The sequence below is a fragment of the Rhodococcus opacus genome, assembly GCF_012396235.1.
GTDB lineage: Bacteria > Actinomycetota > Actinomycetes > Mycobacteriales > Mycobacteriaceae > Rhodococcus_F > Rhodococcus_F opacus.
Window position 1 is genome coordinate 66,769 of sequence record NZ_JAAXPA010000005.1, and the last position, 24,306, is coordinate 91,074.

The following is a 24,306-nucleotide window of genomic DNA, read 5'->3' on the forward strand; positions in this document are numbered from 1 at the left end:
TTCGGGGACCGTCCAATTTACCTCGGAGGGGGCACAGTGACGCGAGCAACCCGGGTGACGCGCGGCGGCGCGCGCACCAACGTCGCTATACGGGAGGCCGCGGCCAGCCTGTTCTACGAGCACGGCTACGAGGCCACGTCGCTGCGCACCGTTGCGAGCGAGGTCGGCATCCAGGTCGGCAGCCTCTACAACCACATCAGCGGCAAAGAAGAATTGCTGACCGACATCATGGTGTCGGTCATGGACGAACTCCTCGAAGCCGTGAACAAAGCGCTCGTCAGCGTCGATGGGAGTGCGCTGGACCGGTTCAAGGCGGCGGTCGACTGCCACATCCGCTATCACGCGGAGCATGCGCGGGAGACGTTCATCGGCAATACCGAGCTCCGGGCACTGAGCGACGGAGACTTGGAGTTGGTCCTCGCCAAGCGTGCCGAGTACGAGCGCCTGCTGCAGAAACTCATCAAGGATGTGGCCAAGGAAACCGGCGCGGACATCCTCGATGCCAAATTGCAGACGTACTCGATACTGGCTCAGGGTGCGCACGTCTCGTCCTGGTACAAGCCTGGCGGCCCGAAGTCGCTCGACAAGGTCGTCAACACCTACATCAAGATGGCGCTGCGCCAGCTCGGCGTCGAGAACGCCGCCTGACCCGACCGTATATCCGTTCAGCCCGCGCCCGGGGCGCCAGCCCGGGGTGCGGGCTGACAACTTTGGTGACACACCCAACGAATGCCCCGGAGCGGTGGGTGGCGAGGATATCGCTGGATGCACGGCAGCGCGGTGCGTGGTTGCGGGCGTCCCCGATCGATGGCTACGGCCGCGCACGCACGTGGGATCGCTGCGCTGTTCGTCCCGTTGTCTCGGTAATGTTTTCGCGGAGAATGCTTCCCGGACTCTGTTGATCTTTTTGTGGTGCCCGTCTGCCGCAATGGTGCATGCAGCGGGCCCTCGTCTCACCCGGCACGCATGGTTGACATTTGCTGTCGCTCACATCACACTCTAATTAAACAAACGCACGTACGTTTGTTGGTTGCTCCGCCGACATCGGCAGGGTCGTACATCGAGAGATTGGAAACTCAATGAGCCGCTTGGAGGGCAAGGTCGCCCTGATTACCGGGGCCGCACGCGGCCAGGGCCGTTCACACGCACTGGGGCTGGCCAAAGAGGGCGCTGACATCATCGCCATCGACATCGCCGACCAGATCGGCAGTGTGCCGTACCCGATGGCGTCGCTCGACGACCTGAAGGAAACGGCGCGACTGGTCGAGGAGCTGGGCCGCCGCGTCGTCATCGCGCAGGCCGACGTGCGCAACCTGAAGCAGATGGAGGCTGCGGTCGCCGACGGCCTCGCCGAGTTCGGCCGTATCGACATCGTCTGCGCCAACGCAGGCATCATCTCGGCCAACAAGGTCCTGGACCTGACCGAAGAGCAGTGGAACGACATGATCGACACCAACCTGACCGGTGTCTTCCACACCGTCAAGGCCGCGGTGCCGAACATGGTCGAGCGGGGCGAAGGTGGCTCGGTCATCTTTACCGGATCGACGTCGAGCTTGAATGGTTACCCGAACGTCGGCCACTACGTCACCGCCAAGCACGGCATCGTCGGACTGATGCACACCCTCGCGAACGAGCTGGGCCCCAAGGGGATCCGTGTCAATGCGGTCCATCCGACGAACGTCAACACCAAGCTCTTGCAGAACGAAACCTTCTACGGACTCTTCCGTCCGGACCTCGCGCACCCGACGCTCGAGGACTCCCGCGACGCGTTCGCCACGATGCACTCGCTCCCGAACATCCCGTGGGTCGAACCCATCGACATCACCAACGCTGTGCTCTTCCTGGCCTCGGACGAGTCGCGGTACATCACCGGAATCAACCTGCCCATCGACGCCGGCGCAAGTCAGAAGGTCGGCGGCTAGAAGCCGTCGGATTCCGTGGCCGATCCAAGTCTGGCCGCGGGACCATCCCCACTGCCCCTTCACCCGAGACGTTTCCGTCGCGGGTGAAGGGGCAGTGGTTTTGCGCTGCGTGTCTTCTCGCCTCTGCTCAGTGAGGGTGCCTCATACGTGCCCGATGGCCGGTGCAGGTGATTCGTCGGACTGTGTCGGGATCACGCACGTCCTCGACGTACACGGCGGGCGACCGCGCGTCCTCCCTGCTGGCCGACCTCTGTTCGAGAGACGTTCCTGCGGACTCGCCGGATTCGATGACTCTCGGTGCGTCGTAGTGGGTGGCCGTGACCGTTCTACCTCGTGACGTGCTCGGGTCCGGCGCGGTTCGAGGGTCCGGTGGCGCGACGCACTCCCCGGGCCGGGACGCGAGGCGGGTACGTCTGGTCTGGCGGGCGCGCTCGTTTTCGGACATGCCACCCCAGATGCCGTAAGCCTCGGTGGCGGTGAGGGCGTGGGTGCGGCATTCGGCGAGCACGGGGCAGTCCTGGCAGATCGGTTTGGCGGCGTGCTCACGCTGGGCGCGGACGTTGCCGCGTTCACCGTCGGGGGAGAAGAACCTCTCGGTGTCGGTGCCGAGACAGGAGGCGCGGTGCTGCCAGTCCCGGTCGATGTGGTGGTTCGAATGATCAGGCACTGCGGGGTAGGTCGCTTTCGGAGTCGAAGGTTGACTTGACCGACGGAAGGCACCCGGATCCCGGGCCCTCGTCGTGAGGGCCCGGGATCCGGGTGCTGAAAGTGAATGGCGAGGACGCGGCGTCAGAGCGCCATTCCACCATCCACCGGAAGAACGACGCCGGTCGTCCAGTCGTCCTCGAGCGCGAACCGTGCGATCCACCGGGCGGTGTCGACGGGATCGCCGACCCGGCGCAGTGGAATAGCCTCAGCCCGCTCGCGGAGTAGCGTCGACTCTTGCTCCGCACTCATCCCGGCGGTCCGGTAGATCTCGGTCGGCGTCGGTCCGGGAGCGACGGAAGTGACCCGAACCCCCTCAGGCCCCAACTCGAGGGCCCAGCACCGGGTCAGGTGCGCGACCGCCGCTTTGGAAGCCGCGTAGTGAGCGTTACTGGCGGTCGGTTTGAGGGCAACCGAGCTGGCCACGTTCACGATGGACCCCCGGCTGCTCTTGAGCGCCGGGAGCAACGCCTGCGTGACCACCGTCGTCCCGAGTACGTTCACCTCGAACAGTGCACGCACCGACGCGGCACTGACGTCGGCCAGCGGACCGACCAAAAACGCGCCTGCGCAGTTGATCACGAAGTCAATGCGGCCCCAGTGCTTCAACGCCGCCGACGCTGCGGATGCGACCACCGCCGCATCGGTGACATCGACGGTACGGGCAGCGACCTCCTCACGCCCGGCAAGATCTGCCAGCGCCTCGTCGCTGCGATCCCACGCGTCGACGCGGGCGCCGTGGTCGACCAGCACTTCGAGGCAGGCCCGGCCGATCCCGGTGCCCGCACCGGTGACGACACCGGTGAGACGTTCCCGCCGCGGAGCGAGCACCGGCGCGCTCATACCGGGGTGACGCCATTTCGGCGGGCGGGCGCGGTGCGGTCCCGCTTCCGGTAGAGCGCCAGACGCTGGGTGAGCTCGTTGCGCAGCTCGTTCGCGGGCACGACCGCTTCGACGGCGTTCTCGTTGGCGATCTTGAACACGTCGATCCCGGCGGCGTACTCGGCCTGCTTCTCGGCGATGAACGCGGCCCGCTCCTCCGGATCCTCGATGGCCTGGATGCGGTTGTAGTGGATGCCGTTCACGGCGGCGTCCGGGCCCATCAGGGCGGGCTTGGCCGTCGGCAGCGCGATCAGGGCGTCCGGCTGCATCGGGGCACCGGACATCGCGAGGTACCCGCCGCCGTATGCCTTGCGCAGCAGCACCGTAATGCGGGGCACGCGGGCCTCGGAGACGGCGAAGATCATCTTCGCGCCGTGCCGGATGATGCCCTGGCGTTCGACCTCGGAGCCGATCATGTAGCCGGCGATGTCGACCAGGAACAGGATCGGAATGTTGTAGGCGTTGCAGATCCAGATGAACCGGGCGGCCTTGTCGGAAGAGTCGGGGAAGATCACCCCGCCCTTCACGGTGGGCTGGTTGGCGACGATGCCGACGCTTTGGCCGTTCAGGCGCGCGAATCCGGTGACCAGTTCCGGGGCGAACAAATCCTTGTACGGGAAGAAGCTGGCGTCGTCGACGAGGGAGTCGATCAGCTCGTGGATGTCGAAGATCTCGGATTCGACCTCGGGGACGATCTCCTTGATGGTCCGGGCACCGGACGGGTCGGCCGGAGCGGTGATCGGGGGCTCCTGCTGCCAGTTCGACGGCAGGAACGACAGCCACACACGCACGGCGGCAATGGCTTCCGCGTCGTCCTCGACGAGGACGTCGGACAGGCCCGAGACGGTCGAGTGCATCTCCGCCCCACCCATCTCTTCGAGGGTGACGTCCTCGCCGGTCACCATCTGAGCCAGGCGGGGGGAGCCGAGGTAGGCGGTGGCGTGACCGCGGACCATGATCGTCAGATCGCACAGCGCGGGCACGTAGGCCGAGCCGGCGGGGGAGGGCCCGAAGAGGGCGCAGACCTGGGGGACGCGGCCGGAGATCTGGACCTGGTTGTAGAAGATGTTGCCCCAGGCACGGCGGCCGACGAAGCTTTCGAACTGTTCGTCGATGCGGGCGCCCGCGGAGTCGAACAGGTACACGATCGGGGTGCCGGTGGAGTCGGCGAGTTCCTGGGCGCGGACGATCTTCTCGAAGGTGCGCTTGCCCCAGGTGCCGGCCTTGACGGTGTAGTCGTTGGCGATGACGACGACATCGCGGCCGTCGACCTTGCCGACCGCGGTGACGACGGCGTCGCCGGGCAGCCCTTCGTCGTAGCGGGCGAGCAGGCCGTCCTCGAAGGACCAGCTGTTGTCGAACAGGAGTTCCAACCGGTCGCGCACGAGCATCTTGCCGGCATCGATCTGCTTCTGGCGTTGCTTCTCCGAGCCACCGAGCCGAGCCTTGGCCAGCCGCGTCTCGAGCTCTTCATGCGGGCCTACCGGGGCCGCTGTGGTCTTCTCGTCGAGAGTGTCAGTCATGATCTTTCCAAACTGTTTCGGAGGTAGTGGATTACGAATCGTCGGTGGGGGCGCTACTTGTAGCTGAACAGCAGTGAGGCGCCACCGTCGATCACGGTGGTGGTGCCGTTGACCCCGCGTGAGGTGCGGCCCGCGAGGAAACCGATGACTGCGGCGACGTCGTCGGGGTCGAGGATGCGCCCGGTCGGTGTCTTGGCCGCCATCCGCTCTGCTGCGGGGCGGTCGAGCATGGGGGTGACCATTGCGCCGGGGGCGACGGCGTTCACGGTGACCGCCGTGCCCCAGAAGTCGAACATCAGGGAGCTGGTCAGGTTGATCAGTGCGGCCTTGGAGGCGGCGTAGGCGGGGTACTCGTAGCCGCGGGTGCCGGCGAAGGACGCGCAGTTGATCACTCGCCCGTACTCGGCGGCCTTCAGATCGTCCGCGAAGGCCTGGGTGAGCAGGAACGGGGCGGTGACGTTGACGTCCATGACCTGCCGCCAGGAGTCGGCGGTGGTGTCGGCGAGATGGGTGCGGCGCAGGATGCCGGCGATGTTGACCAGATGGGATACCTGGCCGAGGTCGACGTGCACCGCGTCGACCAACGAGCCGGCCGCCGATTCGGAGGTGATGTCCACGCCGTACGCGGCGCTGGTGACCCCGTTGTTGCCCAGTTCGGTGGCGGTGCGCTTGGCAGCGACTTCGTCGATGTCGACGCAGGCCACCGCCAGGCCGAGTTCGCCGAGCACCGTGGCGGTGACGGCTCCGAGTCCGCCTCCGGCGCCGGTGACGACCGCGACCGGCGGCCCTGCGGGTGTGGTCATCTCACTCACCTGCCGCCGCGACGGTGGCCAGGGATGCTCCGGCCGCCACGACCTGCCCGACCTCGACGTGCAAGGACTCGACGACACCGTTAACGGCGGCGCGGATCGGGTTTTGCATCTTCATCGCCTCCAGCACCATCAGCACCTGCCCCGCCTCGACCTGGGCGCCGACCTCGACGTCGATCTGCGCGACCGTGCCCTGCATGGGGCTCTTGGCCTCACCGCTCGCGGCGGCGCCGCCGCCCCGCTTCTTCCGTGGTCCGCCGGTCGCGGCGCGGCGCGCCTGCGGCTCGGCGACGGGCGCGGCAGCGGCCGGGCCGGCGGGGGTGAAGAACGGGATGACGTAGCGGCGGTCACCGACCCACCCCTCGTTGCGGGGCAGCATCTCCTCGGTGTCCTCGGCATCGGTGTCGGACAGGTCCTCGACCGGCGGCAGCAGCGAGGCGAAGTCGATGTCGCGCTCGAGCCAGTTGGTGTGCATGGCGACGTTGCGGAAGTCCTTGTGCGCAATGACCTGTCGTGCGGCAGGGACGGTGGTGGGTACGCCGTCGATGATCAGCTCGTCGAGGGCGAGGGTCAGCCGGTCCAGGGCGCGGTCCCGGGTCGGCGCCCACACGATGAGCTTGCCGACCAGGCTGTCGTAGTACGGCTGGACCTCGTCGCCGGATTCGTAGCCCCCATCCCAGCGGACGCCGGCCCGTGTGGGTGCCTGCACGGTGGCGATCGGGCCGGGGCTGGGCATGAACAGGGCGCCGCGGGTGTCCTCGGCGTTGACGCGGACCTCGATCGCGTGCCCTCGCGGGGCGGCGCCGGACTCGGTGATCGACAGCGGTTCGCCGGCGGCGACGGCGAGTTGCTCGGCGACCAGATCCAGGCCCAGGGTCATTTCGGTGACCGGGTGCTCGACCTGGATGCGGGTGTTCATCTCCAGGAAGTAGAAGGCCTCCCGGTCGGCCTCGACGAGGAACTCGACGGTGCCGGCGCCGACGTAGCGGACCTGCTTGGCCAGGCGGACCGACGCCTCGCCCATGGCGCGGCGCAGCTCGTCCGACAGGCCGGGGGCGGGTGCTTCCTCGATCAGCTTCTGATGGCGGCGCTGCACCGAGCAGTCGCGGTCGCCGATCCACACGGCATTGCCGTGGGTGTCGGCGAATACCTGGACCTCGACGTGGCGAGCGCTGGACAGGTACCGCTCGAGGTAGACGTCGTCACGACCGAACGCGGCAGCGGATTCCTGCTTGGCCGAGGCGAACGCGGATTCGGCGTCCGAGGCCGAGGCGACCGTCCGCATGCCGCGGCCGCCACCGCCGTAGGTGGCCTTGATCGCCACCGGGTAGCCGTGCTCGTCACCGAACGCGATCACGTCCGCCACGGAGGCGATGGTGCCCTGCGAGCCGGGGACCTGCGGGACGTCGGCCTTCGCGGCGAGATCACGGGCGGCGATCTTCGAACCCATCACCTCGATCGCCGAGGAGGGCGGCCCGATGAAGATCAATCCCGCGTCTTCCACGGCCTTGGCGAACGCCGCGTTCTCGGCCAGGAAGCCGTAGCCGGGGTGCACGGCCTGCGCACCGGTGCTCTTGGCGGCCTCGATGATCTTGTCGATCGCCAGGTACGACTCCGACGCGGAGGCCGCGCCGAGCAGGACCGCCTCGTCGGCCAGCCGCACATGCAGTGCCTTCTCATCCGCCTCCGAGTACACGGCGACGCTGGCTACACCGGCCTCTGCACACGTGCGAATGATGCGGACCGCGATTTCGCCGCGGTTGGCGACGAGGACCTTGGACAACATGCCCGGACTCCTTGGGGTTTCGAAATACCTGTGCGATGGACGCCCCGGTGTGGGGTCGCCTTCGTAAGACCATGTCGCTTAGACAAACAATCGTACGTTCGCTTACGGTACCGTCAGATGTGGTAACGGTCAACGATGGTCCCCGCCGCATCCGTGAGGTGGGGTCGACGACAGAGAGGGCGCGGACGGTGATTGCCTCTGCCGAAGAACTCGAGTCCCTGGTCGACGCTCTGCGAGTGACCCCCGCGGGGGTGAACCGGTTCGATGGTCCGACCTCGGTGCGCAAACTTCCCCGGCTCTTCGGCGGACAGGTTCTCGCGCAGGCCGTGATGGCGGCCGGTGCGACCGTGCCCGCCGACCGGTATCCGCACTCGCTGCATACGCTGTTCCTGCGGGGTGGAGACCCTGGTGCGCCCGTCGCCTATCAGGTGACGATCCTGCGAGACGGCCGCTCCTACAGCGCTCGCGCCGTCACCGCGACCCAGGGCGATGATGTGCTGGCGACACTGCAGCTCTCGTTCGCCACCGAGCAGGACGGCCCTGAGCACGAATGGTCCCCGCCCCTGACCGAGACTGCACCGGACGAACTGTTGCCGCTGCACGAGCAACTCGAGGGCGAGAGTGCGATGCTGCCGGAGTGGTGGTCGCAACCCCACCCCTTCGATTTCCGCTTTCTCGAACATCCCGAGGCGCTGGCCGCGGCCGGCACCCGGAATCCCGAGCAGCAATTCTGGGTGCGCGCGGCCACCACGGTCCCGGACGAGCCGCTGCTGCACACTGCCCTGTTGGCATATGTCAGCGACCTGACCCTGCTCGACCCGGCGCTGATGCCGCACGGGCGCTCCTGGTACGGCAACCGGGTGATCGCCGGTGCCAGCATCGACCACGCGATGTGGTTTCACCGCCGGTTCTCGATGAACGACTGGATGCTGTGTCGGCAGGTCAGCCCGATCGCCACCGGTGGCCGGTGCCTGTGCACCTGCGACTTCACCACCGAGGCGGGTGCGCGCATCGCGTCGGCCTCCCAGGAGGGCGTTCTGCGCGAACCCTGACCTCGACGGCGCCGTTCAGACCGGCACGATCTCCGACTCGGAGGCGAGGAACCAGGTGATGTTCCCGATGAACTCTTCCTCGTGCTCGCGGACGGCGTCCGCCTCCGGCGAGGAGAACGCCTGGGCCACCGCGGCGACGGAGGGGAACCACAGCTCCGCCATCCCGTCGTACGCCCATTCCGTGCGATGCTCGATCGCCGGATTCTGCACGTAGCGCTCGAGTTCCGGGAGCTTCCATACGTACTGGGGGTGCTCGACGTTCCAGTACCGGAGGAACTCGTCGCGAGAAAGCTCGGACTTCGACGTGATCAGCGCAACGATCTTGACGGACATACAATTCTCCTTCAGTCGGGGTCGGCGACGGTAGAAGTTCGGCGACCATTCGGGAATGCACGGCGGCGTTCGGCCGGAGATGACAGCTTCCGGTCGAACGCCGCCGTGAGGGGATCAGTGCGCGAGGGTCTTCGTCTTGTCCAGACCTGCCCCGGTCAGGGCACGCACTTGAAGTTCGTCGAAGGCGGCGTCATTTGCGGGCTCACGACTGAGGTAGCTGCCCACGATGCACCCGAGGAATCCGGCGGGCACCGACAGCAGGATCGGGAATGCCAGCGGGAAGGGCGCTGTGGTCGACAGTGAATCCGACAGCAGCGGAGCCAGACTCGGCCACACCAGCGGACCGGTCAGAATCAGCGCCAGCGCCGTCAGCAGACCCGACAGCGCCCCGACTACGGCCCCGAGGGTGCGCATCCGCCGCCACAGCAGCGTCATGATCAGGACGGGGAAGTTCGCGCTGGCCGCGGTGGAGGTCGCCAGCGTGGCCAGGAAGGTCACGTTCTGGGTGCCGCCGATGGCCAGGGTGGCACCGACGGTGACGATCACCAACGCCACCGCGGCGATCCGGCCGACCGTCATCTCCTCCCGCTCGGGCCGGTGGAAGGTCTTGGCCCACAGGTCGTGGGCGATCGTGCTCGACGCGCTGAGCACCAGGCCGGCCGATACCGCCAGCAGCGTGGCGATCGAGACCGCGACCACCAGCGCCAGCAGCAGGTCGGACGCGAAGCCGTCCCCGCCGCCGAGCCAGACGGTCAAGGCGGGCAGGGCGAGATTGCCGCCCTTGCCGGCGATTTCCTCCCCGCCGGCACCGAGGGCGGCGCGTGCCGAGATGCCGAGGAACGCGATCAGGACGTTGAATCCGCCGATCAGGCTGATCGCCCAGATCGCGGACTTGCGGGCCTCGATGGCGTCGGGGACGGTGAAGAACCGCATCAGCACATGGGGCAGGCCCACCGCGGACAACGTCACGGCCACTGCCATGGACATGATGTTCCAGGGCCCCTGGAAGGAGTTGCCGGTGGCCAGGTAGTGATCGCCGAATTTACTCTGCGAGACCGCCTGCTCGATGATGTTGAGCGGGTTGGGATCGATCCGGATGAGAACCAGGATCACCAGCAGCGCGACGACGCTCATCAGGGCCACGGCCTTGATGATCTGCAGCCACGTCGTGGCGAGCATGCCGCCGAAGAGCACATAGGTCAGCATGAGGACCGCGGCAATCACCACGCCCCAGGAGAAGTCGATCCCGGCGAGTGCCTCCATCAGCACACCGCCGGCAACCATCTGGGCGAGGAGGTAGAAGACACAGATGAAGAGCGTCGAGATCGCCGAGACGATGCGGACCGGACCGGACCGGAGCCGGGTGGCGAGCGCGTCGGCGAACGTGAAACGCCCTAGATTACGCAGCTTTTCGGCGATCAGGAACATCACCATCAGGAAGATCCCGCAGGCGAAGATCGCGTAGACGATGCCGTCCATGCCGTAGAGGTAGGCCAACCCGGCGTAACCCAGCAGGGAGGCCGAGGACAGGAAGTCGCCGGCGATGGCGGTGCCGTTCTTGCGTCCGGTCATACCGCCCCCGGCCGTCCAGAACTCCGCCGACGTCTTCGTGCGGCGCGAGGCGAAGTAGGTCGCCACGAAGGTGGTCGCCAGCAGCAGGATCGTGACGACGACGGCCGTGGTGTTGAATCCGTCAGACATTGCCCGCGACCTCTCGCTCTCGGGTGGCGGGCACGCTCAGCACGGCCGCGGCCAGGATGTCCCAGTGGCGTGCGCGGCGCACGTACCAGGCACCGAGGCTCATCACCGTCGCGACGTAGGCCAGGGACAGGATCAGCCCGACGCTCAGACCCGGGACGGGACGTTTCGCGATGATCTCCGGGGCGAATGCGGCGAAGCCGACGAGCGCGCAGAACGCCACCGCGAAAACGCCCCAGGCAACGGTGAAGAAACTTCGGCGGTCACGTCGCAGGCGGAGCATCGACGGATCCGACCAGAGCCGGCTCCAGTCGACAGCGGTCTCGGTGGGAGGCATGGTCACCCTTTCTCGTGCTGGTCGGTGCCGTCTTTCGCGGGTGAAACGCGAGTTCACGACGAGTGAGGGCGGGGCCGGTTGCGTTGTGGGACCGCGCGGCCTGCGCGCCCTCTGTAATGGGCATCACACACGCTATACGAACGGGTGTTTGTTTGTCTAGGTGGAAGGAGTGGTCGCCTGACCCTTGGAAAAACGTGCGTTCGTTTGTATCGTGGGGTGGGTGACCAGGTCACAGCGCGACGGCCGCACCTTTGTACCCCGAAGGGCGCGGTCACCCCGAGTTGGAGGAGTCTCATGATCGGAAGCGGCACCCTGCCGGACACTACGGAGCAAGCGGATCTGCGCGAGATGGTGCGTGAGATCATCGAACGGTATGCACCCCCGCAGCGGGTCCGGGAACTCGACGACGCCAACGCGTTCGACCTCGAGCTGTACCGGGCGCTCGGCGAAGCCGGGCTGATCGGACTCGACGCCCAGGCCGACGGCACGACCGGCGCCGACCCCCGACATCAGATCATCGTCCTCGAAGAGCTCGCCGCCGGCCCGACCTCGATGGCGGTGTGCCTGGTCGTGCAGTACATGGGCGTCGGACTGCTCACCGAGTACGGCAGCGACCAGCAGCGCAGTGCCGTCCTGGCCCCGCTCCTCGACGGCAGCGATCGGGTCGCCTTCGCACTGACCGAACCCGACGGCGGCACCGACGTCGCCCGAGTCATGCGCACCCGGGCGAAGCAGGCCGGCGACGGCCGGTGGATTCTCAACGGCGCCAAAACCTGGATCTCGGGTCCGCAGCACGCGAGGAATCTCATCGTCCTGGCCCGGACCTCGACGCATGAGTCTTCGCCGATCGACGGCATCACCATGTTCGTGGTCCCGACCGACACTCCCGGCATCACCGTGCGCGAACTCGACACCTTCGCCATCCACAGCCTCGACACCTGCGAGGTCACTTTCGGCAACGTCGAAATCGATGCCTCCGCCGTCCTCGGGCACGTCGACCAGGGGTTCCGGCAGGTGCTGGGCACTCTCAACGGGGAACGACTCAACGCCGCCGCCGCCGCACTCGGGATCGCGCGGGGCGCGCTGGAAGCCGCCGTCGACTACGGCCGCCAGCGTCAGGTGTTCGGGCGCCCGGTCGGCAGCTTCCAGGCCGGCCAGCACCGGCTCGTCGACGGCGCCATCGCGATCGAGTCCGCCCGGGCCCTGATGCTCCAGGCCGCCGCGGCCACCGCCACCGGCAAGCGCGCCGACATCCTCAGCGCCATGGCCAAGGTCGCTGCCTCCGATGCGGCGGTCGCCGTCACCGACGCCGGCATGCGTCTGATGGGCGGATCCGGGTTCAGCAAGGAGTACCCGATGGAGCGGTTGTTCCGCGACGCCCGCCTCTACACCTTCGCCCCACTGACCAACGAGATGCTCCGCAACCACATCGGTGAGAAGTACCTGGGATTGCCGCGGTCGTTCTGACTCGCGTACCCGCACAACACAACACAGAAAGAAACACCATCATGCCCGCCATTACCCCCTTCGCCGACGAACTCAACGCACTTCCGCCGCTGGCCTCGCGCTACGTCGACGTCGACGCCCTGCCCTGGCGCCCTTCCGGGTACGAAGGCATCGATATCAAGGTGCTGCTCAAGGATGAGGAGAGCGGTCTGCTCACCGCCCTGTTCCGCTGGCAGCCCGGATCGGTTCTGCCGCTGCACGAGCATGTCCGGATCGAGCAGACCTGGGTGCTCGAAGGCAGCATCGTCGACGAGGAAGGCGAGACCACCGTCGGGAACTTCTCGTGGCGACCGCAGGGCAACCAGCACCGCGCCTCTGCGCCGAACGGGGCACTGGTGCTGTGTTTCTTCCTGACCCCCAACAAGTTCCTCGAGGGACCGAACGCCGGCTCGACGCTGGAATAGCCGCACCACCCCGACCTAGGAGTTCGTGTTGTCTCAACCCACTATTCATCGCACGCGGCTGTTCTCACCGCTGACCCTGCGCGGTGTGACCTTCCGAAATCGCCTCTGGGTGGCGCCGATGTGTCAATTCTCCGCCGACGACGGCGTACCCGACGACTGGCATCTGGTGCACCTCGGCTCGTTCGCCAAGGGGAAGGCCGGCCTGGTGCTGACCGAGGCGACCGGGGTCAGCCCGGAAGGGCGGATCAGCCCCAAGTGCACCGGGCTGTGGAACGACACGCAGCTCGAGGCGTTCGCCCGCATCAACCGGTTCGTCACGGAGCACGGATCGATCCCCGGTATCCAACTCGCGCACGCCGGCCGCAAGGCCTCCGCGCAGGTTCCCTGGGAGGGCGACGGCACCGTCCCGATCAGCGAGGGCGGCTGGGAGACGGTCGGTCCCTCGGCGACCGCCTGGGGAGACCAGGCGGTGCCACGCGAGATGACCGTCGCCGACATCGCGAAGGTGGTCGCCGACTTCGCCGAAGCCGCCACCCGTGCGCTGGCCGCAGGATTCCGGGTCGTCGAGATCCACGCCGCACACGGATACCTGCTCCACCAGTTCCTGTCGCCGATCACCAACCAGCGCACCGACGACTACGGCGGAGACCCCCACCGCCGCGCCCGGCTGCTGCGGGAGATCATCGCCGCGGTTCGCGCGGTCTGGCCGGAGGAGTTGCCGCTGTTGCTGCGGATCTCCGCCACCGACTGGGCTGAGGACGGCTGGGACGTCGACGGCAGCGTCGCACTGATCCGCTCGCTCGAGGGTTCCGGGATCGACCTCGTCGACGTCTCCAGCGGTGGCCTGACCCCGGAGCAGAAGATCACCGTGGGACCGGGATACCAGGTGCCGTTCGCTCGCCGGATTCGCAACGACACATCCCTGCCGGTCGCGGCCGTCGGGCTGATCACCGACTCCTCTCAGGCCGAGCAAGTCCTCGTCGACGGAGCCGCGGACGCTGTTTTCGTCGGACGGAACCTGCTGCGCGAGCCGATGTGGCCGCTCAAGGCGGCAAAGGAACTCGGCGTCGAGGACACGCTCGACTGGCCGACCCCGTACCGGTCGGCCCGCTACCGCGGCAACATCCCCTGATCTCCCGGTGGGCGCCGATCGTTGACATGGATGGGTGCCCACCCGGTACCGTAAGAAAACAATCGTTCGTATGTGGTAAGCGCGCCGGGTCCCGAGGACTTCCGCGCGCGCCGGGCGGCACCCGCGGCCGCATCATCGCCGCCAGCGTTCGTGTGTTCGCCGAGCAGCTCTACCTGAAGGAGAAAAGATGTCCGAGACCAGCCCGAGCCGTCATCAACTGCTGATCGACGGTAAGTGGGTGGATCCGGTCGAAGGCGGCACTGTCGACGTCTTCAACCCGTCGACCGGAGAAAAGCTCGCCGAGATCGCCGCAGGCGGCCCGCGCGATGTCGAACTGGCGGTGCAGGCTGCCCGCCGCGCATTCGACGACGGCTCGTGGCGGCGGATGCCGGCCGAGTCCCGCGCCCGGATCCTGCACCGCTTCGCGGACCTCATCGAGGCCAACGCGGACGAGATCGCCCTCATCGACACCCAGGACTGCGGAAAGCCCTACGCGTTCATCCGCGACATCGACCTGCCGAACATGGCCGACCTGCTGCGCTACATGGCCGGGTGGACCACCAAGCTCGAGGGACGCACCATCCCGCTGTCGCGGCAGAACCCCGGAGACTTCTTCTCCTACACCCGGCGGCAGCCGGTCGGCGTGGTCGCCCAGATCATCCCCTGGAACGGCGCCGCGCTCGCCGCGGTCTGGAAGCTGGCCCCGGCGCTGGCCGCCGGATGCACCGTGGTGCTCAAACCCGCCGAACTCGCCTCCCTGGCCCCGCTGCGCCTGGCGGAGTTGGCCGTCGAAGCCGGTGTGCCCGACGGAGTGGTCAACGTGATCACCGGAACGGGCGCAGACGCCGGAGCTCCGCTGGCCGGTCACCCGCAGGTCGACAAGGTCGCGTTCACCGGCTCGGTCGAGACCGGCAAGAGGATCGTCGTCGCGGCGGCATCGAACCTGAGCAAGCTGACCCTCGAACTCGGCGGCAAATCCCCCAATGTCATCTACGACGACGCCGATCTCGACATCGCCGTCGACGGAGTGCTCGGTGCCGTCCTCTATGCCCAGGGTGAGGCCTGCACGGCCGGGTCGCGGCTGTATGTGCAGCGCAACGTCTACGACGAGGTCCAGGCCCGTATCGCCGCCAAGGTGCCGGAGATCAAGATCGGCCCCAGCGCCGAGCGCGGCGTCCTGGTCGGCCCGATGATCTCCGACCAGCACCGCTCCAAGGTCAAGACCTTCGTCGAGGGCGCGCTCAGTGACGGAGCGGAGATCATCGCCGGTGGTGCCCAGACCCGCGAGCCCGGTTACTACCTCGAGCCGACCGTGCTCGGCGGGGTCGACGACGACATGACCATCGCCCGGGAGGAGATCTTCGGTCCGGTTGTTTCGCTGATGCCGTTCGACGACGAAGCCGAGGTGTTGCGCCGCGCGAACGACACCACCTACGGTCTGGCGGCCGGTGTGTGGACGAGCAACGTCGGTCGCGCCCACCGCTTCGCCGAGGCGGTCAACGCCGGCGCGGTATGGGTCAACTGCTACAACGTCTTCGACGCCGCGCTGCCGTTCGGCGGCTTCAAGCAGTCCGGCTGGGGTAAGGAGATGGGCGGCGAAGCCCTCGACGGTTACCTGCAGAGCAAGGCGGTTACCGTCTCGCTCGCCTGACCACTGTTCGTCGACCCTCCCCTAAACGCCCGGCTGGTGCACCAGCCGGGCGTTTTGCGCGTTCCGTGGGCGAATTCCGGTGGGTCATCTCACCACTCGATCGCGTTGGGCGCGTCCGGTCCTGAATCCTCGTTGTGACCGTTGACACGACAGGTGATGCAGCACTAACATACGTACGTTCGTTTTTCTGGTGCGGTTCCGTTCCGAGCTACCGCACCTTCCGTTCCGGGTGCGATTCACGGTCGAATTCACTACGCGCCGTGTGCACTCCGGTCCGTCGCGCTCGTCCCGACTGCGCCTCCTGCCTTGCGGGCGGCGCCCCAGACACAGGAGCACGTCATGACAACCTCGACGCTCACCGGCGCGCGTGTGACATCCACGCGCGCGCCCCTCTACAGCTGGTGGGTCCTGCTGGTCAGCCTGCTGTGCTTCATGTGTTGCTTCATCGGTCTGAACACCGTGGCCGTGTTCGGCACGGTCATCCAGGACGACTGGGGGATCAACGCCACCCAGCTGTCCTCGCTCACCACCGCATCGATGCTCACGTTCTGCGTGGTTCCGGTCTTCGCCGGCAAGTGGGCCGCCCGTATCGGGGTGAAGAAGATCATCGTCATCGGCCTGCTCTGCAATGTCGTTTCGGGGCTGTTGATCCCGGTCGTCGGTGAGTCCTACACCGGCATGCTCGTGCTGCGTCTGCTCCTGGGCTGCTGCGGCGGCGTGATGAATGCCTCGCTGGCCACCCATGCATCCTTGTGGTTCCCCAAGAACCGGCGCGGTTTCGCGACCGGCCTCCTGATGGGCTTCCTCGGCGTCGGCTTCTCGATCACCTCGTTCGCCGGACCGCTGCTGACCGACAGCGGCATGTCGTGGGAGGTCGCCTCGATGTGGCTGACCGTGGTCCCGAGCATCGCCTGCGGTGCGTTGTTCGTGCTCACCGTCAAGGACTTCCACAAGTCCCACCCCGGTGTGCCCTCGATGGACGCCCTCGTTGCCGAACCCGTCGGACTCCGGCGCCCGCACTCGACCCGTTTCGACGCGCTCCCCAAACCGGGATCACTCGCCGAGGCGCTGCGCAGCTCCCGAGTGTGGTGGTCCTCGCTGTACGGTGCAGGCACTGCGATCACCCTTTACGGGCTTTCCTACGCCCTGCCCTTGTTCCTCGAACAAGACCGCAGCATGACGCTGCTCGAAGCCTCGGCGATCATCGGCGTCACCTTCATGTTCAAACTCGTCGCGGCTCCCATCGGCGGGCTGATGTCGGACCGGCTCTTCCGCGGCGAGCGATTCCAGACGAACATGATCGGTGCCGGTCTGGCCGGCATCATGGTGGTCGCCCTGCCCGGGATTCCCGCGAGCACTCTCGGGATCTACCTGTGCATGATGTTCCTGGCAGCCTCGTTGTACGGTGGCACATACTGGGCGTGGGCGGCGGAACTGTCTCAGCCGCAGGCGAACTACCAGACGAGCGGACTCATCGTCACCGTCAGCAACGTCGGAGCAGTCCTCGCCGCGCCGATGCTCGGATTGATCATCGACGCCACCGGCAGCGCCACCTACGCCATGGTCACCATCGGAGTCCTCGGCCTGCTGAGCGTGGAGTGCGCCCGCCGCTCACGATTGTGAGCCGCACTCCTTCCACCCCCTGATCGCCGACCCACTTGGCCCGCTATCCCAGCCTCTGCGCCCTCGCGGGTCGGCCTCCACACGCTCTCCGGTTCCGGGCGGTTCACACACTATCGGCGCGCGAGCCCGGATCCGGAGAGCTTCAGCTGTGCACACCCCGCGCAGTACTGCATCGTCCGCAGCGCGTCACAACCGTGACGCCGAGTGGACGGACGTCGAACGGCTCGGACCGGGAACCGGTCCGAGCCGTTCGGCTACGAGGGCACATCTCAGCGGATGGTCCAGCCGCCGTCCGCGACGTAGACCGCGCCGTGCACGAAGCTCGCCTCGTCGCTGATCAGGAACACCACCCCGTGAGCCCGTCCGCCCGCCTGGCGGATCTCGGTGACCACGGCATCGATCCCGACCGGATCGAGGTCCCACACGACGACCTCGGCGCCCTCGGAGGCGAACCGTAGAGCGCTCGCGCGGCCGATACCCGACGCGCCGCCGGTGATCACCGCCGTCCGATCGGCAAGTCGAGTTCCCGTAGCGCTAGCCGTTTCGATCATTACTTCCTCCCCTGAATATGAAATGGCGGAACAGAATTGAGCTCCTTGCTACCCTGCCCACCCGCGATGGGGTATGTGGCTCAGTCGCGGAACGGCTGCTTGACCCAACCCTGATCCCAGTTGGACACCTGGTGTGTGCGTCCGCGCAGTTCCTGGAAGTACCAGGTGCCGTCGCGCTTTACGAACTGATCGGTGTAGTTGATGGTCAGGATGACCGGGTCCTTCTCGGTGGCGTCCCGACTGTTCTCGATGGTGCACAGGCACAGCAGGTAGAAGTATCCAACTGCGCTCTGGCCGTCGTCGGCGAGTTCCACACGTGGGGCGATCATGTAGTGCAGAGCCCAGGTGATCTTGTCCGACAACGCCCGGAAGTGCGCCTTGATCTCCTCGTGGCCGGTCATGGACCCACCCTCGCCGTCCACGACCCACCGGCCGTCTTCGACGAAGAGACTGGCGATGCCTTGCGGGTCGTAGCCGTTGTCGCAGAAGCCGGCGTAGCGATACTTGAGCTGTTCGATTGCGCGGACGTCCTCGAGTCGTGTCAGTCGCTCGGCGAGCTCGGTGACGCTCACATCCGCGGTAGTAGCGTTCATGATAACGGGTCCTCCTGTGAGGGTTGATTTCTGGGAAATTTTGGTCAGGAGATCTGTGCGAGAACCTTGGAGATAGTCTCGAGGTTGCGCATGCCCTCGCCCGGGTTGTCTGCCGGGTCGACCCACAGCACCGCCCGTTCGATCCCCAATTCTCGATAGCTCTCGAGCAGTGCGGGATCCGGTGGCGCCGAGGCCACCGCGATGCCGACCGACTCGGGGTCGCGGCCGGACTCCTCCACGACTCTGCGAAACTCGGGCACCGTCTTCGACAGACTCGGATCTTCCGCGGAGGGCACGACGTACCAAGCGTCGGCCCACTCGGCGGCATGCCGCATCGTGGTGGGACCGGCGCCGCCGAGGTAGGTGCGCGGGCCGTTCGGCTGCGCGGGCTTCGGCCAGGCCCACGAGGGGGCGAGCGACGCACGGGGGCCGTCGAAGCTCGCCACCTCCTCGGTCCACAGTGCCTGCATGACTTTGAGTTTGTCCCGCACGGTGGAGTAGCGCTGCTTCCACACGACGCCGTGCGCTTCCGCTTCCTCGACGTTCCACCCCATTCCGACACCGCAGATGACGCGTCCGCCGGATAGGTGGTCGAGGGTGGCGATCTGCTTGGCCTTCGCGATCGGATCATGTTGGGCCAGAAGGCAGATACCGGTGCCGAGCATGATCGTCTGCGTATGTGCAGCGATCATCGACATCGTGACGATCTGGTCGTAGGTGCGTAGGTAGAACTCGGGTAGTCCGGGTCCCCCGTAGGGGATCGGGTAGTCGGTTTTCCGGGATACCGGAAAATGCGTGTGCTCGGGCACGAACAGGGACTCGAATCCGTACCCTTCCGCGGCCTGCCCGAACTCCACGGGGTCCGGACCCTGATCGGTGAAGAAATAAACTACGCCCACATCCATGACGGGATCCTTAACTCATTGTCATTCTTTGAGGTGACGCCGAGGGTTCAGGCGTCGTCGACCACGACGTGGTCCTCGAGGACCACTACGTAGTGCTTGCCGATGAAGTTCTCGACGTCCGCGAGGGCTGCCTGGCCGGCCTCGGACGCCCAACCGGCCTCCATCGCCTCGGCGCTCTCGTAATCGAGGACGGCGAGACCGTCGATGCCGAATCCGTTGTCGGGTTCGGTGGCACCTTCTTGCGGAACGACGTGCCGCTGCACGTAGCGGATCACACCGGGCACCTGCGCGGCGAGCGGGGCGTGCTTCTCACGCCAGTACTCGTCGAACTGGGCGAACGACATACCCGGCTTGCGTCCGATCAGTGCGATCGTGCGGACCGGTCCACCATTGACTGTCATTGATTTTCCTTCTCTGTTGGGGTCGGTTGAAGGGGAGTAGGGGTTGTCAGCCGGGGTACTTCGCGAGCATTCCGGCATCGACGGGCAGCGCGGTGCCGGTCACATAACGCGACTCGTCGCTGGCCAGCCACAGGACGGCCTCGGAGATGTCGGCAGAGTCCACCCATGGCACCGGCAGCAGGTTGATCCGCCCGAGAACGTCGATCCCGTCGTCGAGGGTCGGGTTCTCGAGGTCGGGCCGGAAGATCTTCGCCGCCGTCGGATTGTCGATCATGTCCGTGCGGACATTGGTCGGATGCACGGTATTCACCCGGATGCTGTGCGGAGCAACCTCGTTCGCGACCGAGCCGACCAGTCCGACCAGCGCGTGCTTGGCGGCGCTGTAGTGCGCCACGTGCGGCACTCCGCGAATGCCCGCGATGGAACTGATCGCGATGATCGACCCGCCTCGGCCGCCGGCGATGATGTGCGGCAGCGCCGCCTTCATCGTCTGCCAGACGCCTGTGAGGTTGATGTCGATCAGGGTGTCCCATTCGGCACGGGTCAGCTCCCAGGAGGGCTTGGCTGCTCCGAGTACGCCCGCGTTGGCGACGACGATGTCGAGTCGACCGAGTTCGGCGGCGGCCTCGGCGACCGCGGCGATGATCGACTCGTCACGGACGTCGGCTTCGATCATCACCACCCTGCGGCCCCGCTCCTCCACCAGGCGTGCGGTTTCCTTCAGGTCCGCGTGGTCAGGCATTGCGTAGCTCACCTGGTCGATCGGGCGTACCGAGTCGAGCAGGATGAGATCCGCGCCTTCGTCCGCGAGGGTGAGAGCGTGCGATCGACCTTGGCCGCGGGCGGCGCCGGTCACGAAGGCCACCTTCTCGTGCAGTCGCTGACCGATGTTCGTCATGCAGATTCCTTTCGGGGAGTCAGACGTTGGATGACGTGACGCAGGTCCAGTTGCTGTGCTCCCACCGCGACGGCGATGACCACTGCCTGGACGAGGAACTGTGTGGAAGAGGGCGCTCCGAGGGAGAGCACGAGCTGGGTCAGCTGGCTCAGAAACAGGGCCCCAACCGCCGTGCCGATGATGTTGCCGCGACCACCGGTCAGCGCGGTGCCGCCGACGACCACAGCTGCGATGGCCGGCAGGAGGTAGCTGGTGCCGGCATTGGTGTTCGGTGTGCTCACGTACCCGGCCAGCAGGACACCGGCGCCGCTGTAACACAGTGCCGCGGCGACGTATCCGCTGATCTTGACTCGGGAGGTGCGCACACCCGCGGCGCGGGCGGTCCGCTCGTTGGACCCGACGGCGACTACCCGGCGCCCCCAGGCGGTGCGCCCTGTCGCGAATACCGTCACGATCATCAGCAACACTGCAAGCCACACCGTGTTGGAAACACCGACCGTTTTTTCCAGAGCGAAGTCGGACACACTTTGCGGTGCGCGGGTCGGGGTTCCTCCGGAGTATGCGAGGGCGGCTCCCATCAGGACGGCGTTGACTGCCAAAGTGGCCACCAGCGGGGTCACCGAGAATGCCGAGACGACGATGCCGTTGACCAGTCCGACGACGACGGCGATGGCGGCGACGACCAGCAGAGCGGCGAGGATACTGCCGTGATCCTGGGCGTACTGGCTGCTGACCAGCGCGGCGAGGGTCATCATGCCGGGCAGCGACAGGTCGATGCCCTTGAGCATGACCACGATGGTCTGCCCGATCGCCGCGATCGCCAGGATTCCGGCGAAGGGCAGTAGCGAGTCGATAGCGCTGCCCGAGATGCTGCCGGGGGCGATCAGCCAGCTGAACAGGAACAGTGCCACAGTGATCGCGATGACCGAGCTGGTGCCGTTCCAGGTCGGGGTCCAACGGCGACCGCCGGTGGACTCGTTCCCGGACTTCTGGGGGAGTTGTTGTTCTTGTGTTGCGCTCACGGGTCAGCTCCGCTCTGCGAGGGTTCGGGACTTCGAGTAGAAGGCGGCCGCGGCGATGGTCAGACCGCCGAGAAGCCACTGCTGCCAATACAGCGGCAGCCCGATGAACTGGACGACCGTGTTGATCTGGATCACCAGCACTGCGCCGAGGCAGGCTCCGATGAACGAGCCGCGCCCGCCGAAGATGGAGGCGCCGCCGAGGACCGCGGCACCGATGCTGGCGAGGGTGTAGCTGTCACCGATACTGGCGTTGCCGGTACCGGCCTGCGCCATGAGCAGCACGGCTGCCGGGACGATCAGCACCGAGCAGCTCACGTAGGCGGCCAGAGTGATCCACTTGGTGCGGACTCCGATGCGGTCAGCCGTGGCGTGCTGGGATCCGGTGGCTCGCAGTCGGACACCGAACATGGTGCGGTACATGGCGACTTCGAGAAGCACCGCCACGACGATTGCCACAACCAGCATGATCGGTACGAATCCGAGCTTGGTCGATGCGTACGAGGTGAAGACTGGATCGATCTTGCCCGCGGGCAGCGGACGCAGGAGGTAGGCGATGCCCTGGATCGCGGTGTAGGTCACCAGTGTTGCGATCAACGGGTTGATCTTGACGACGACCGCCAGTGTCCAGTTCACCAGGCCGACAACCGCGGCGACGATCGCGAGGACGACCAGGCCGATGATCATGCCGATGGGTGTCTTGTACGCCGACAGCACGAATGAGCCGACAACGACGAGCAGACCGGCCAGTGGGCCCACCGACAGGTCGATGCCCCCGATCATCATCACCACCTGCTGTGCCATCGCGAAGAACGCGAGGGTGGCCAGCAGCGGCAGGATCAGACCAAAGTTGCGTGACGTGAGGTAGAACTCGCTCTGGAGGATCGCGACGATCGCCAGCAGCACGGTGGCGAGCGCGAGAATCGCGGCGGGCGTCAGGTCGCTGCGGGAGATCTTCCGGCCGAGCGTGACCTTCCGCAGTGCCGTACCGACCCGGCTACGACTACCGGTTGCGCTGAGCGCGGCCTGGGCGATGCCGTGCTCGGTCAGTTCGTCGCCGACGAGCTCCTTCGCGGCCTTCCCCCGGGAGAAGACGATGACCCGGTCACAGAGCTGCTCGAGTTCCGCCGCCGACGAGGAGAGCACGATGATCGCCGCCCCGCGCGCCGCCGCCTCTCGGAGGATGGTGTAGATCTCCTCCCGCGCACCGATGTCGACACCCTGGGTGGGCTCATCGGCGAGAATCACCGTGGACTCGGTCATCAGCACCCGGCTGAGCACGACCTTCTGCTGGTTTCCGCCCGAGAGGGTGGTGATGTCGACCTCGGGGGAGGGAGCCTTGACCCGCATCGACGCGAACGTCTCGGAAGTGGCCTTGCGCTCGCGCAGGCGTGAGAGGGCACCAAAGCGGGTGAACCGCCCCAGCGAGGCCAGCGAGGCGTTCTCCCGAAGGCTCAGTCCCGGCAGGATGCCCTCGTTGTGCCGGTCGTGGGGGAGATAGGCGATCCCACCGGCCAGTGCGGTGGTCGGGCTCGACGTCCTGACCGGGCGGCCGTCGATCTCGACGGTGCCGTGGTTGCTGACCAGACCGCCGAGCGCGCGGAGCACCTCACGTTGGCCTTGTCCCTCGACACCGGCGAACCCGACGATTTCGCCGGCGCGTACCTGCAGGTGAAGGTCGTCGAAACCCTCGCCGGAGAAGTCGGTGATCTGTAGCAAGGTGTCACCGAGCCGGCTCGAGCGGGTGTCGGCCCGCGTGTGACCGCGCGTGAGTTCCCGGCCGACGACGAGGTTGACCACGTCCTGCTCGGTGACGTCGGCGCCGGTGAACGTGCCGACCAGCGCGCCGTCGCGCAGCACCGATACGGTGTGGGCGATCTGCTTGACCTCGTTGAGGCGGTGCGAGATGTAGACGACGGCACCGCCGGCCGCGATCAGCTCCGACACCAGCCGGAACAACTCCGCGACTGCAGGCGGTAGGAGGTGCTCGGTGGGCTCGTCGAGAACGATGACCTTCGGCTCCTCGGCCAGAGCCTTGGCGATTTCGACGACGAACCGCGCGTCCGGCTGCAACTCGCGCACCGGAGTGCGTGGATCGATCGACGCCACGTTGCTCCACCGCGCGAGGATGCCTTCTGCCCAGCTGACCTGGTCCCCGACGGATGGGCGTAGTTCCTCGGGCATGCTCAGGCGCATGTTCTCGGCGACCGTCAGGTCCGGAAGGAGGGCTGGTTCCTGGTAGACGATGGCCAACCCCTGTTCGCGGCACCACGCCGGGGACGGGTCGGCGGCGGCGACGCCACCGATCTCCACCGTCCCCGAATCGGCGGTGATCGAACCGGCCGCAATGCCGACGAGCGTGGACTTGCCGGCGCCGTTCTGGCCGACCAGCGCATGAACCTCGCCGCGCCGGACCGTCAGCGAGACGTTCTTGATTGCGTGCACGCCCGGGTACTTCTTGTCCACCGCTTCGAGCCGGAGAACGACGTCCTGATCGGGCACTTCGTGAACGGGACTTTCCTGAACCTGTACGTCACTCACGTACATCACATCCTCGACAATGTCTTGCTGAGTCA

22 protein-coding genes and 1 pseudogene are annotated in these 24,306 nt (G+C 66.7%); 8 read left to right on the forward strand and 15 right to left on the reverse strand.

The window, feature by feature from the left end; translation table 11 throughout:
• The first annotated feature begins 36 nt into the window (after positions 1 to 36).
• Together HGB39_RS07940 and HGB39_RS07945 are read left to right on the forward strand one after the other, a co-directional pair.
• Positions 37 to 648, forward strand: a complete 612-nt coding sequence (locus HGB39_RS07940; protein WP_248949798.1) for a TetR/AcrR family transcriptional regulator — start codon at positions 37 to 39, stop codon at positions 646 to 648.
• A 431-nt stretch (positions 649 to 1,079) separates the two neighbouring features.
• Positions 1,080 to 1,922: a mycofactocin-coupled SDR family oxidoreductase gene (locus HGB39_RS07945; protein WP_005250628.1), complete on the forward strand. Its 843-nt coding sequence runs from the start codon at positions 1,080 to 1,082 to the stop codon at positions 1,920 to 1,922.
• A gap of 355 nt (positions 1,923 to 2,277) precedes the next feature.
• On the opposite strand, the pseudogene HGB39_RS07950 reads toward HGB39_RS07945, so the two are convergent.
• The 5 genes and pseudogenes from HGB39_RS07950 to HGB39_RS07970 form a co-directional block, all read right to left on the reverse strand.
• Positions 2,278 to 2,589 (reverse strand): annotated as a pseudogene (locus HGB39_RS07950) (WhiB family transcriptional regulator); the annotation flags it as partial.
• 122 nt (positions 2,590 to 2,711) lie between these two features.
• Positions 2,712 to 3,470 (reverse strand): SDR family NAD(P)-dependent oxidoreductase, encoded by a 759-nt coding sequence (locus HGB39_RS07955; RefSeq protein ID WP_064080350.1) that lies wholly within the window; start codon positions 3,468 to 3,470, stop codon positions 2,712 to 2,714.
• Positions 3,467 to 5,032, reverse strand: coding sequence for an acyl-CoA carboxylase subunit beta (locus HGB39_RS07960; protein WP_064080349.1), 1,566 nt, complete (start codon positions 5,030 to 5,032; stop codon positions 3,467 to 3,469). Before HGB39_RS07960 ends, HGB39_RS07955 begins: the two co-directional genes overlap by 4 nt.
• 53 nt (positions 5,033 to 5,085) lie before the next feature.
• Positions 5,086 to 5,835, reverse strand: coding sequence for an SDR family NAD(P)-dependent oxidoreductase (locus HGB39_RS07965; protein ID WP_064080348.1), 750 nt, complete (start codon positions 5,833 to 5,835; stop codon positions 5,086 to 5,088).
• Between the two features lies 1 nt (position 5,836).
• Entirely contained in the window at positions 5,837 to 7,627 is a 1,791-nt protein-coding gene (locus HGB39_RS07970; protein WP_064080347.1) for an acetyl/propionyl/methylcrotonyl-CoA carboxylase subunit alpha, read from the reverse strand.
• Between the two features lie 188 nt (positions 7,628 to 7,815).
• Between HGB39_RS07970 and HGB39_RS07975 the strand changes: the two genes are divergently transcribed.
• Positions 7,816 to 8,679 (forward strand): acyl-CoA thioesterase, encoded by an 864-nt coding sequence (locus HGB39_RS07975; protein ID WP_064080346.1) that lies wholly within the window; start codon positions 7,816 to 7,818, stop codon positions 8,677 to 8,679.
• A gap of 15 nt (positions 8,680 to 8,694) precedes the next feature.
• Here the strand turns inward: HGB39_RS07975 and HGB39_RS07980 are convergent, their stop codons facing one another.
• The 3 genes from HGB39_RS07980 to HGB39_RS07990 form a co-directional block, all read right to left on the reverse strand.
• Positions 8,695 to 9,012, reverse strand: coding sequence for an EthD family reductase (locus HGB39_RS07980; protein WP_005565859.1), 318 nt, complete (start codon positions 9,010 to 9,012; stop codon positions 8,695 to 8,697).
• Positions 9,013 to 9,126: 114 nt separating this feature from the next.
• Positions 9,127 to 10,713: a solute symporter family protein gene (locus HGB39_RS07985; protein ID WP_005565857.1), complete on the reverse strand. Its 1,587-nt coding sequence runs from the start codon at positions 10,711 to 10,713 to the stop codon at positions 9,127 to 9,129.
• The gene (locus HGB39_RS07990) at positions 10,706 to 11,047 is read right to left on the reverse strand and encodes a DUF485 domain-containing protein (protein ID WP_005565855.1); all 342 of its coding nucleotides are present in this window, start codon (positions 11,045 to 11,047) and stop codon (positions 10,706 to 10,708) included. Before HGB39_RS07990 ends, HGB39_RS07985 begins: the two co-directional genes overlap by 8 nt.
• Positions 11,048 to 11,341: 294 nt before the next feature.
• Here HGB39_RS07990 and HGB39_RS07995 point away from each other — a divergent pair, with 294 nt between their 5' ends.
• The 5 genes from HGB39_RS07995 to HGB39_RS08015 all read left to right on the forward strand — a co-directional run bounded on the left by HGB39_RS07995 (position 11,342) and on the right by HGB39_RS08015 (position 17,363).
• Positions 11,342 to 12,514, forward strand: coding sequence for an acyl-CoA dehydrogenase family protein (locus HGB39_RS07995; protein WP_005565854.1), 1,173 nt, complete (start codon positions 11,342 to 11,344; stop codon positions 12,512 to 12,514).
• Positions 12,515 to 12,555: 41 nt separating this feature from the next.
• Positions 12,556 to 12,957, forward strand: a complete 402-nt coding sequence (locus HGB39_RS08000; RefSeq protein WP_005250650.1) for a cupin domain-containing protein — start codon at positions 12,556 to 12,558, stop codon at positions 12,955 to 12,957.
• 28 nt (positions 12,958 to 12,985) lie between these two features.
• Positions 12,986 to 14,089 carry an NADH:flavin oxidoreductase/NADH oxidase gene (locus HGB39_RS08005; RefSeq protein ID WP_064080356.1) on the forward strand — a complete coding sequence of 368 codons (1,104 nt, stop codon included), beginning with the start codon at positions 12,986 to 12,988 and terminating at the stop codon, positions 14,087 to 14,089.
• A 187-nt stretch (positions 14,090 to 14,276) separates the two neighbouring features.
• Positions 14,277 to 15,740, forward strand: coding sequence for an aldehyde dehydrogenase family protein (locus tag HGB39_RS08010; RefSeq protein WP_005565851.1), 1,464 nt, complete (start codon positions 14,277 to 14,279; stop codon positions 15,738 to 15,740).
• Between the two features lie 339 nt (positions 15,741 to 16,079).
• Positions 16,080 to 17,363, forward strand: a complete 1,284-nt coding sequence (locus tag HGB39_RS08015) for an MFS transporter (protein WP_043789343.1) — start codon at positions 16,080 to 16,082, stop codon at positions 17,361 to 17,363.
• Between the two features lie 269 nt (positions 17,364 to 17,632).
• On the opposite strand, the gene HGB39_RS39545 is transcribed toward HGB39_RS08015, so the two are convergent.
• The 7 genes from HGB39_RS39545 to HGB39_RS08050 form a co-directional block, all read right to left on the reverse strand.
• Entirely contained in the window at positions 17,633 to 17,914 is a 282-nt protein-coding gene (locus HGB39_RS39545) for an SDR family NAD(P)-dependent oxidoreductase (protein ID WP_275948820.1), read from the reverse strand.
• A gap of 80 nt (positions 17,915 to 17,994) precedes the next feature.
• On the reverse strand, positions 17,995 to 18,507 hold the full coding sequence (locus tag HGB39_RS08025; protein WP_169694588.1) for a nuclear transport factor 2 family protein: 513 nt from the start codon (positions 18,505 to 18,507) through the stop codon (positions 17,995 to 17,997).
• A gap of 44 nt (positions 18,508 to 18,551) precedes the next feature.
• A complete protein-coding gene (locus HGB39_RS08030) occupies positions 18,552 to 19,412 on the reverse strand; it encodes an LLM class F420-dependent oxidoreductase (RefSeq protein ID WP_005565846.1) in 861 nt (286 codons plus the stop codon).
• Positions 19,413 to 19,459: 47 nt separating this feature from the next.
• Positions 19,460 to 19,813 carry an EthD family reductase gene (locus HGB39_RS08035; RefSeq protein ID WP_005565844.1) on the reverse strand — a complete coding sequence of 118 codons (354 nt, stop codon included), beginning with the start codon at positions 19,811 to 19,813 and terminating at the stop codon, positions 19,460 to 19,462.
• Between the two features lie 46 nt (positions 19,814 to 19,859).
• A complete protein-coding gene (locus tag HGB39_RS08040; RefSeq protein ID WP_005565841.1) occupies positions 19,860 to 20,711 on the reverse strand; it encodes a mycofactocin-coupled SDR family oxidoreductase in 852 nt (283 codons plus the stop codon).
• A complete protein-coding gene (locus HGB39_RS08045; RefSeq protein WP_005565840.1) occupies positions 20,708 to 21,733 on the reverse strand; it encodes an ABC transporter permease in 1,026 nt (341 codons plus the stop codon). The genes HGB39_RS08040 and HGB39_RS08045 overlap by 4 nt, the downstream gene beginning before the upstream one ends.
• Before the next feature lie 3 nt (positions 21,734 to 21,736).
• The gene (locus tag HGB39_RS08050; RefSeq protein WP_005565839.1) at positions 21,737 to 24,277 is read right to left on the reverse strand and encodes an ATP-binding cassette domain-containing protein; all 2,541 of its coding nucleotides are present in this window, start codon (positions 24,275 to 24,277) and stop codon (positions 21,737 to 21,739) included.
• Between the last annotated feature and the right edge of the window lie 29 nt (positions 24,278 to 24,306).

Bases quoted from the DNA above. Each gene is read 5' to 3' on its own strand.
- HGB39_RS07985 (WP_005565857.1), bottom strand. From the start codon at position 10,713: ATGTCTGACGGATTCAACACCACGGCCGTCGTCGTCACGATCCTGCTG.
- HGB39_RS08035 (WP_005565844.1), bottom strand. From the start codon at position 19,813: ATGACAGTCAATGGTGGACCGGTCCGCACGATCGCACTGATCGGACGC.
- HGB39_RS39545 (WP_275948820.1), bottom strand. From the start codon at position 17,914: ATGATCGAAACGGCTAGCGCTACGGGAACTCGACTTGCCGATCGGACG.
- HGB39_RS07995 (WP_005565854.1), top strand. From the start codon at position 11,342: ATGATCGGAAGCGGCACCCTGCCGGACACTACGGAGCAAGCGGATCTG.
- HGB39_RS08050 (WP_005565839.1), bottom strand. From the start codon at position 24,277: ATGTACGTGAGTGACGTACAGGTTCAGGAAAGTCCCGTTCACGAAGTG.
- HGB39_RS07965 (WP_064080348.1), bottom strand. From the start codon at position 5,835: ATGACCACACCCGCAGGGCCGCCGGTCGCGGTCGTCACCGGCGCCGGA.
- HGB39_RS07955 (WP_064080350.1), bottom strand. From the start codon at position 3,470: ATGAGCGCGCCGGTGCTCGCTCCGCGGCGGGAACGTCTCACCGGTGTC.
- HGB39_RS08025 (WP_169694588.1), bottom strand. From the start codon at position 18,507: ATGAACGCTACTACCGCGGATGTGAGCGTCACCGAGCTCGCCGAGCGA.
- HGB39_RS07945 (WP_005250628.1), top strand. From the start codon at position 1,080: ATGAGCCGCTTGGAGGGCAAGGTCGCCCTGATTACCGGGGCCGCACGC.
- HGB39_RS08010 (WP_005565851.1), top strand. From the start codon at position 14,277: ATGTCCGAGACCAGCCCGAGCCGTCATCAACTGCTGATCGACGGTAAG.
- HGB39_RS08030 (WP_005565846.1), bottom strand. From the start codon at position 19,412: ATGGATGTGGGCGTAGTTTATTTCTTCACCGATCAGGGTCCGGACCCC.
- HGB39_RS08000 (WP_005250650.1), top strand. From the start codon at position 12,556: ATGCCCGCCATTACCCCCTTCGCCGACGAACTCAACGCACTTCCGCCG.
- HGB39_RS07990 (WP_005565855.1), bottom strand. From the start codon at position 11,047: ATGCCTCCCACCGAGACCGCTGTCGACTGGAGCCGGCTCTGGTCGGAT.
- HGB39_RS08015 (WP_043789343.1), top strand. From the start codon at position 16,080: ATGACAACCTCGACGCTCACCGGCGCGCGTGTGACATCCACGCGCGCG.
- HGB39_RS07970 (WP_064080347.1), bottom strand. From the start codon at position 7,627: ATGTTGTCCAAGGTCCTCGTCGCCAACCGCGGCGAAATCGCGGTCCGC.
- HGB39_RS07980 (WP_005565859.1), bottom strand. From the start codon at position 9,012: ATGTCCGTCAAGATCGTTGCGCTGATCACGTCGAAGTCCGAGCTTTCT.
- HGB39_RS08040 (WP_005565841.1), bottom strand. From the start codon at position 20,711: ATGACGAACATCGGTCAGCGACTGCACGAGAAGGTGGCCTTCGTGACC.
- HGB39_RS07960 (WP_064080349.1), bottom strand. From the start codon at position 5,032: ATGACTGACACTCTCGACGAGAAGACCACAGCGGCCCCGGTAGGCCCG.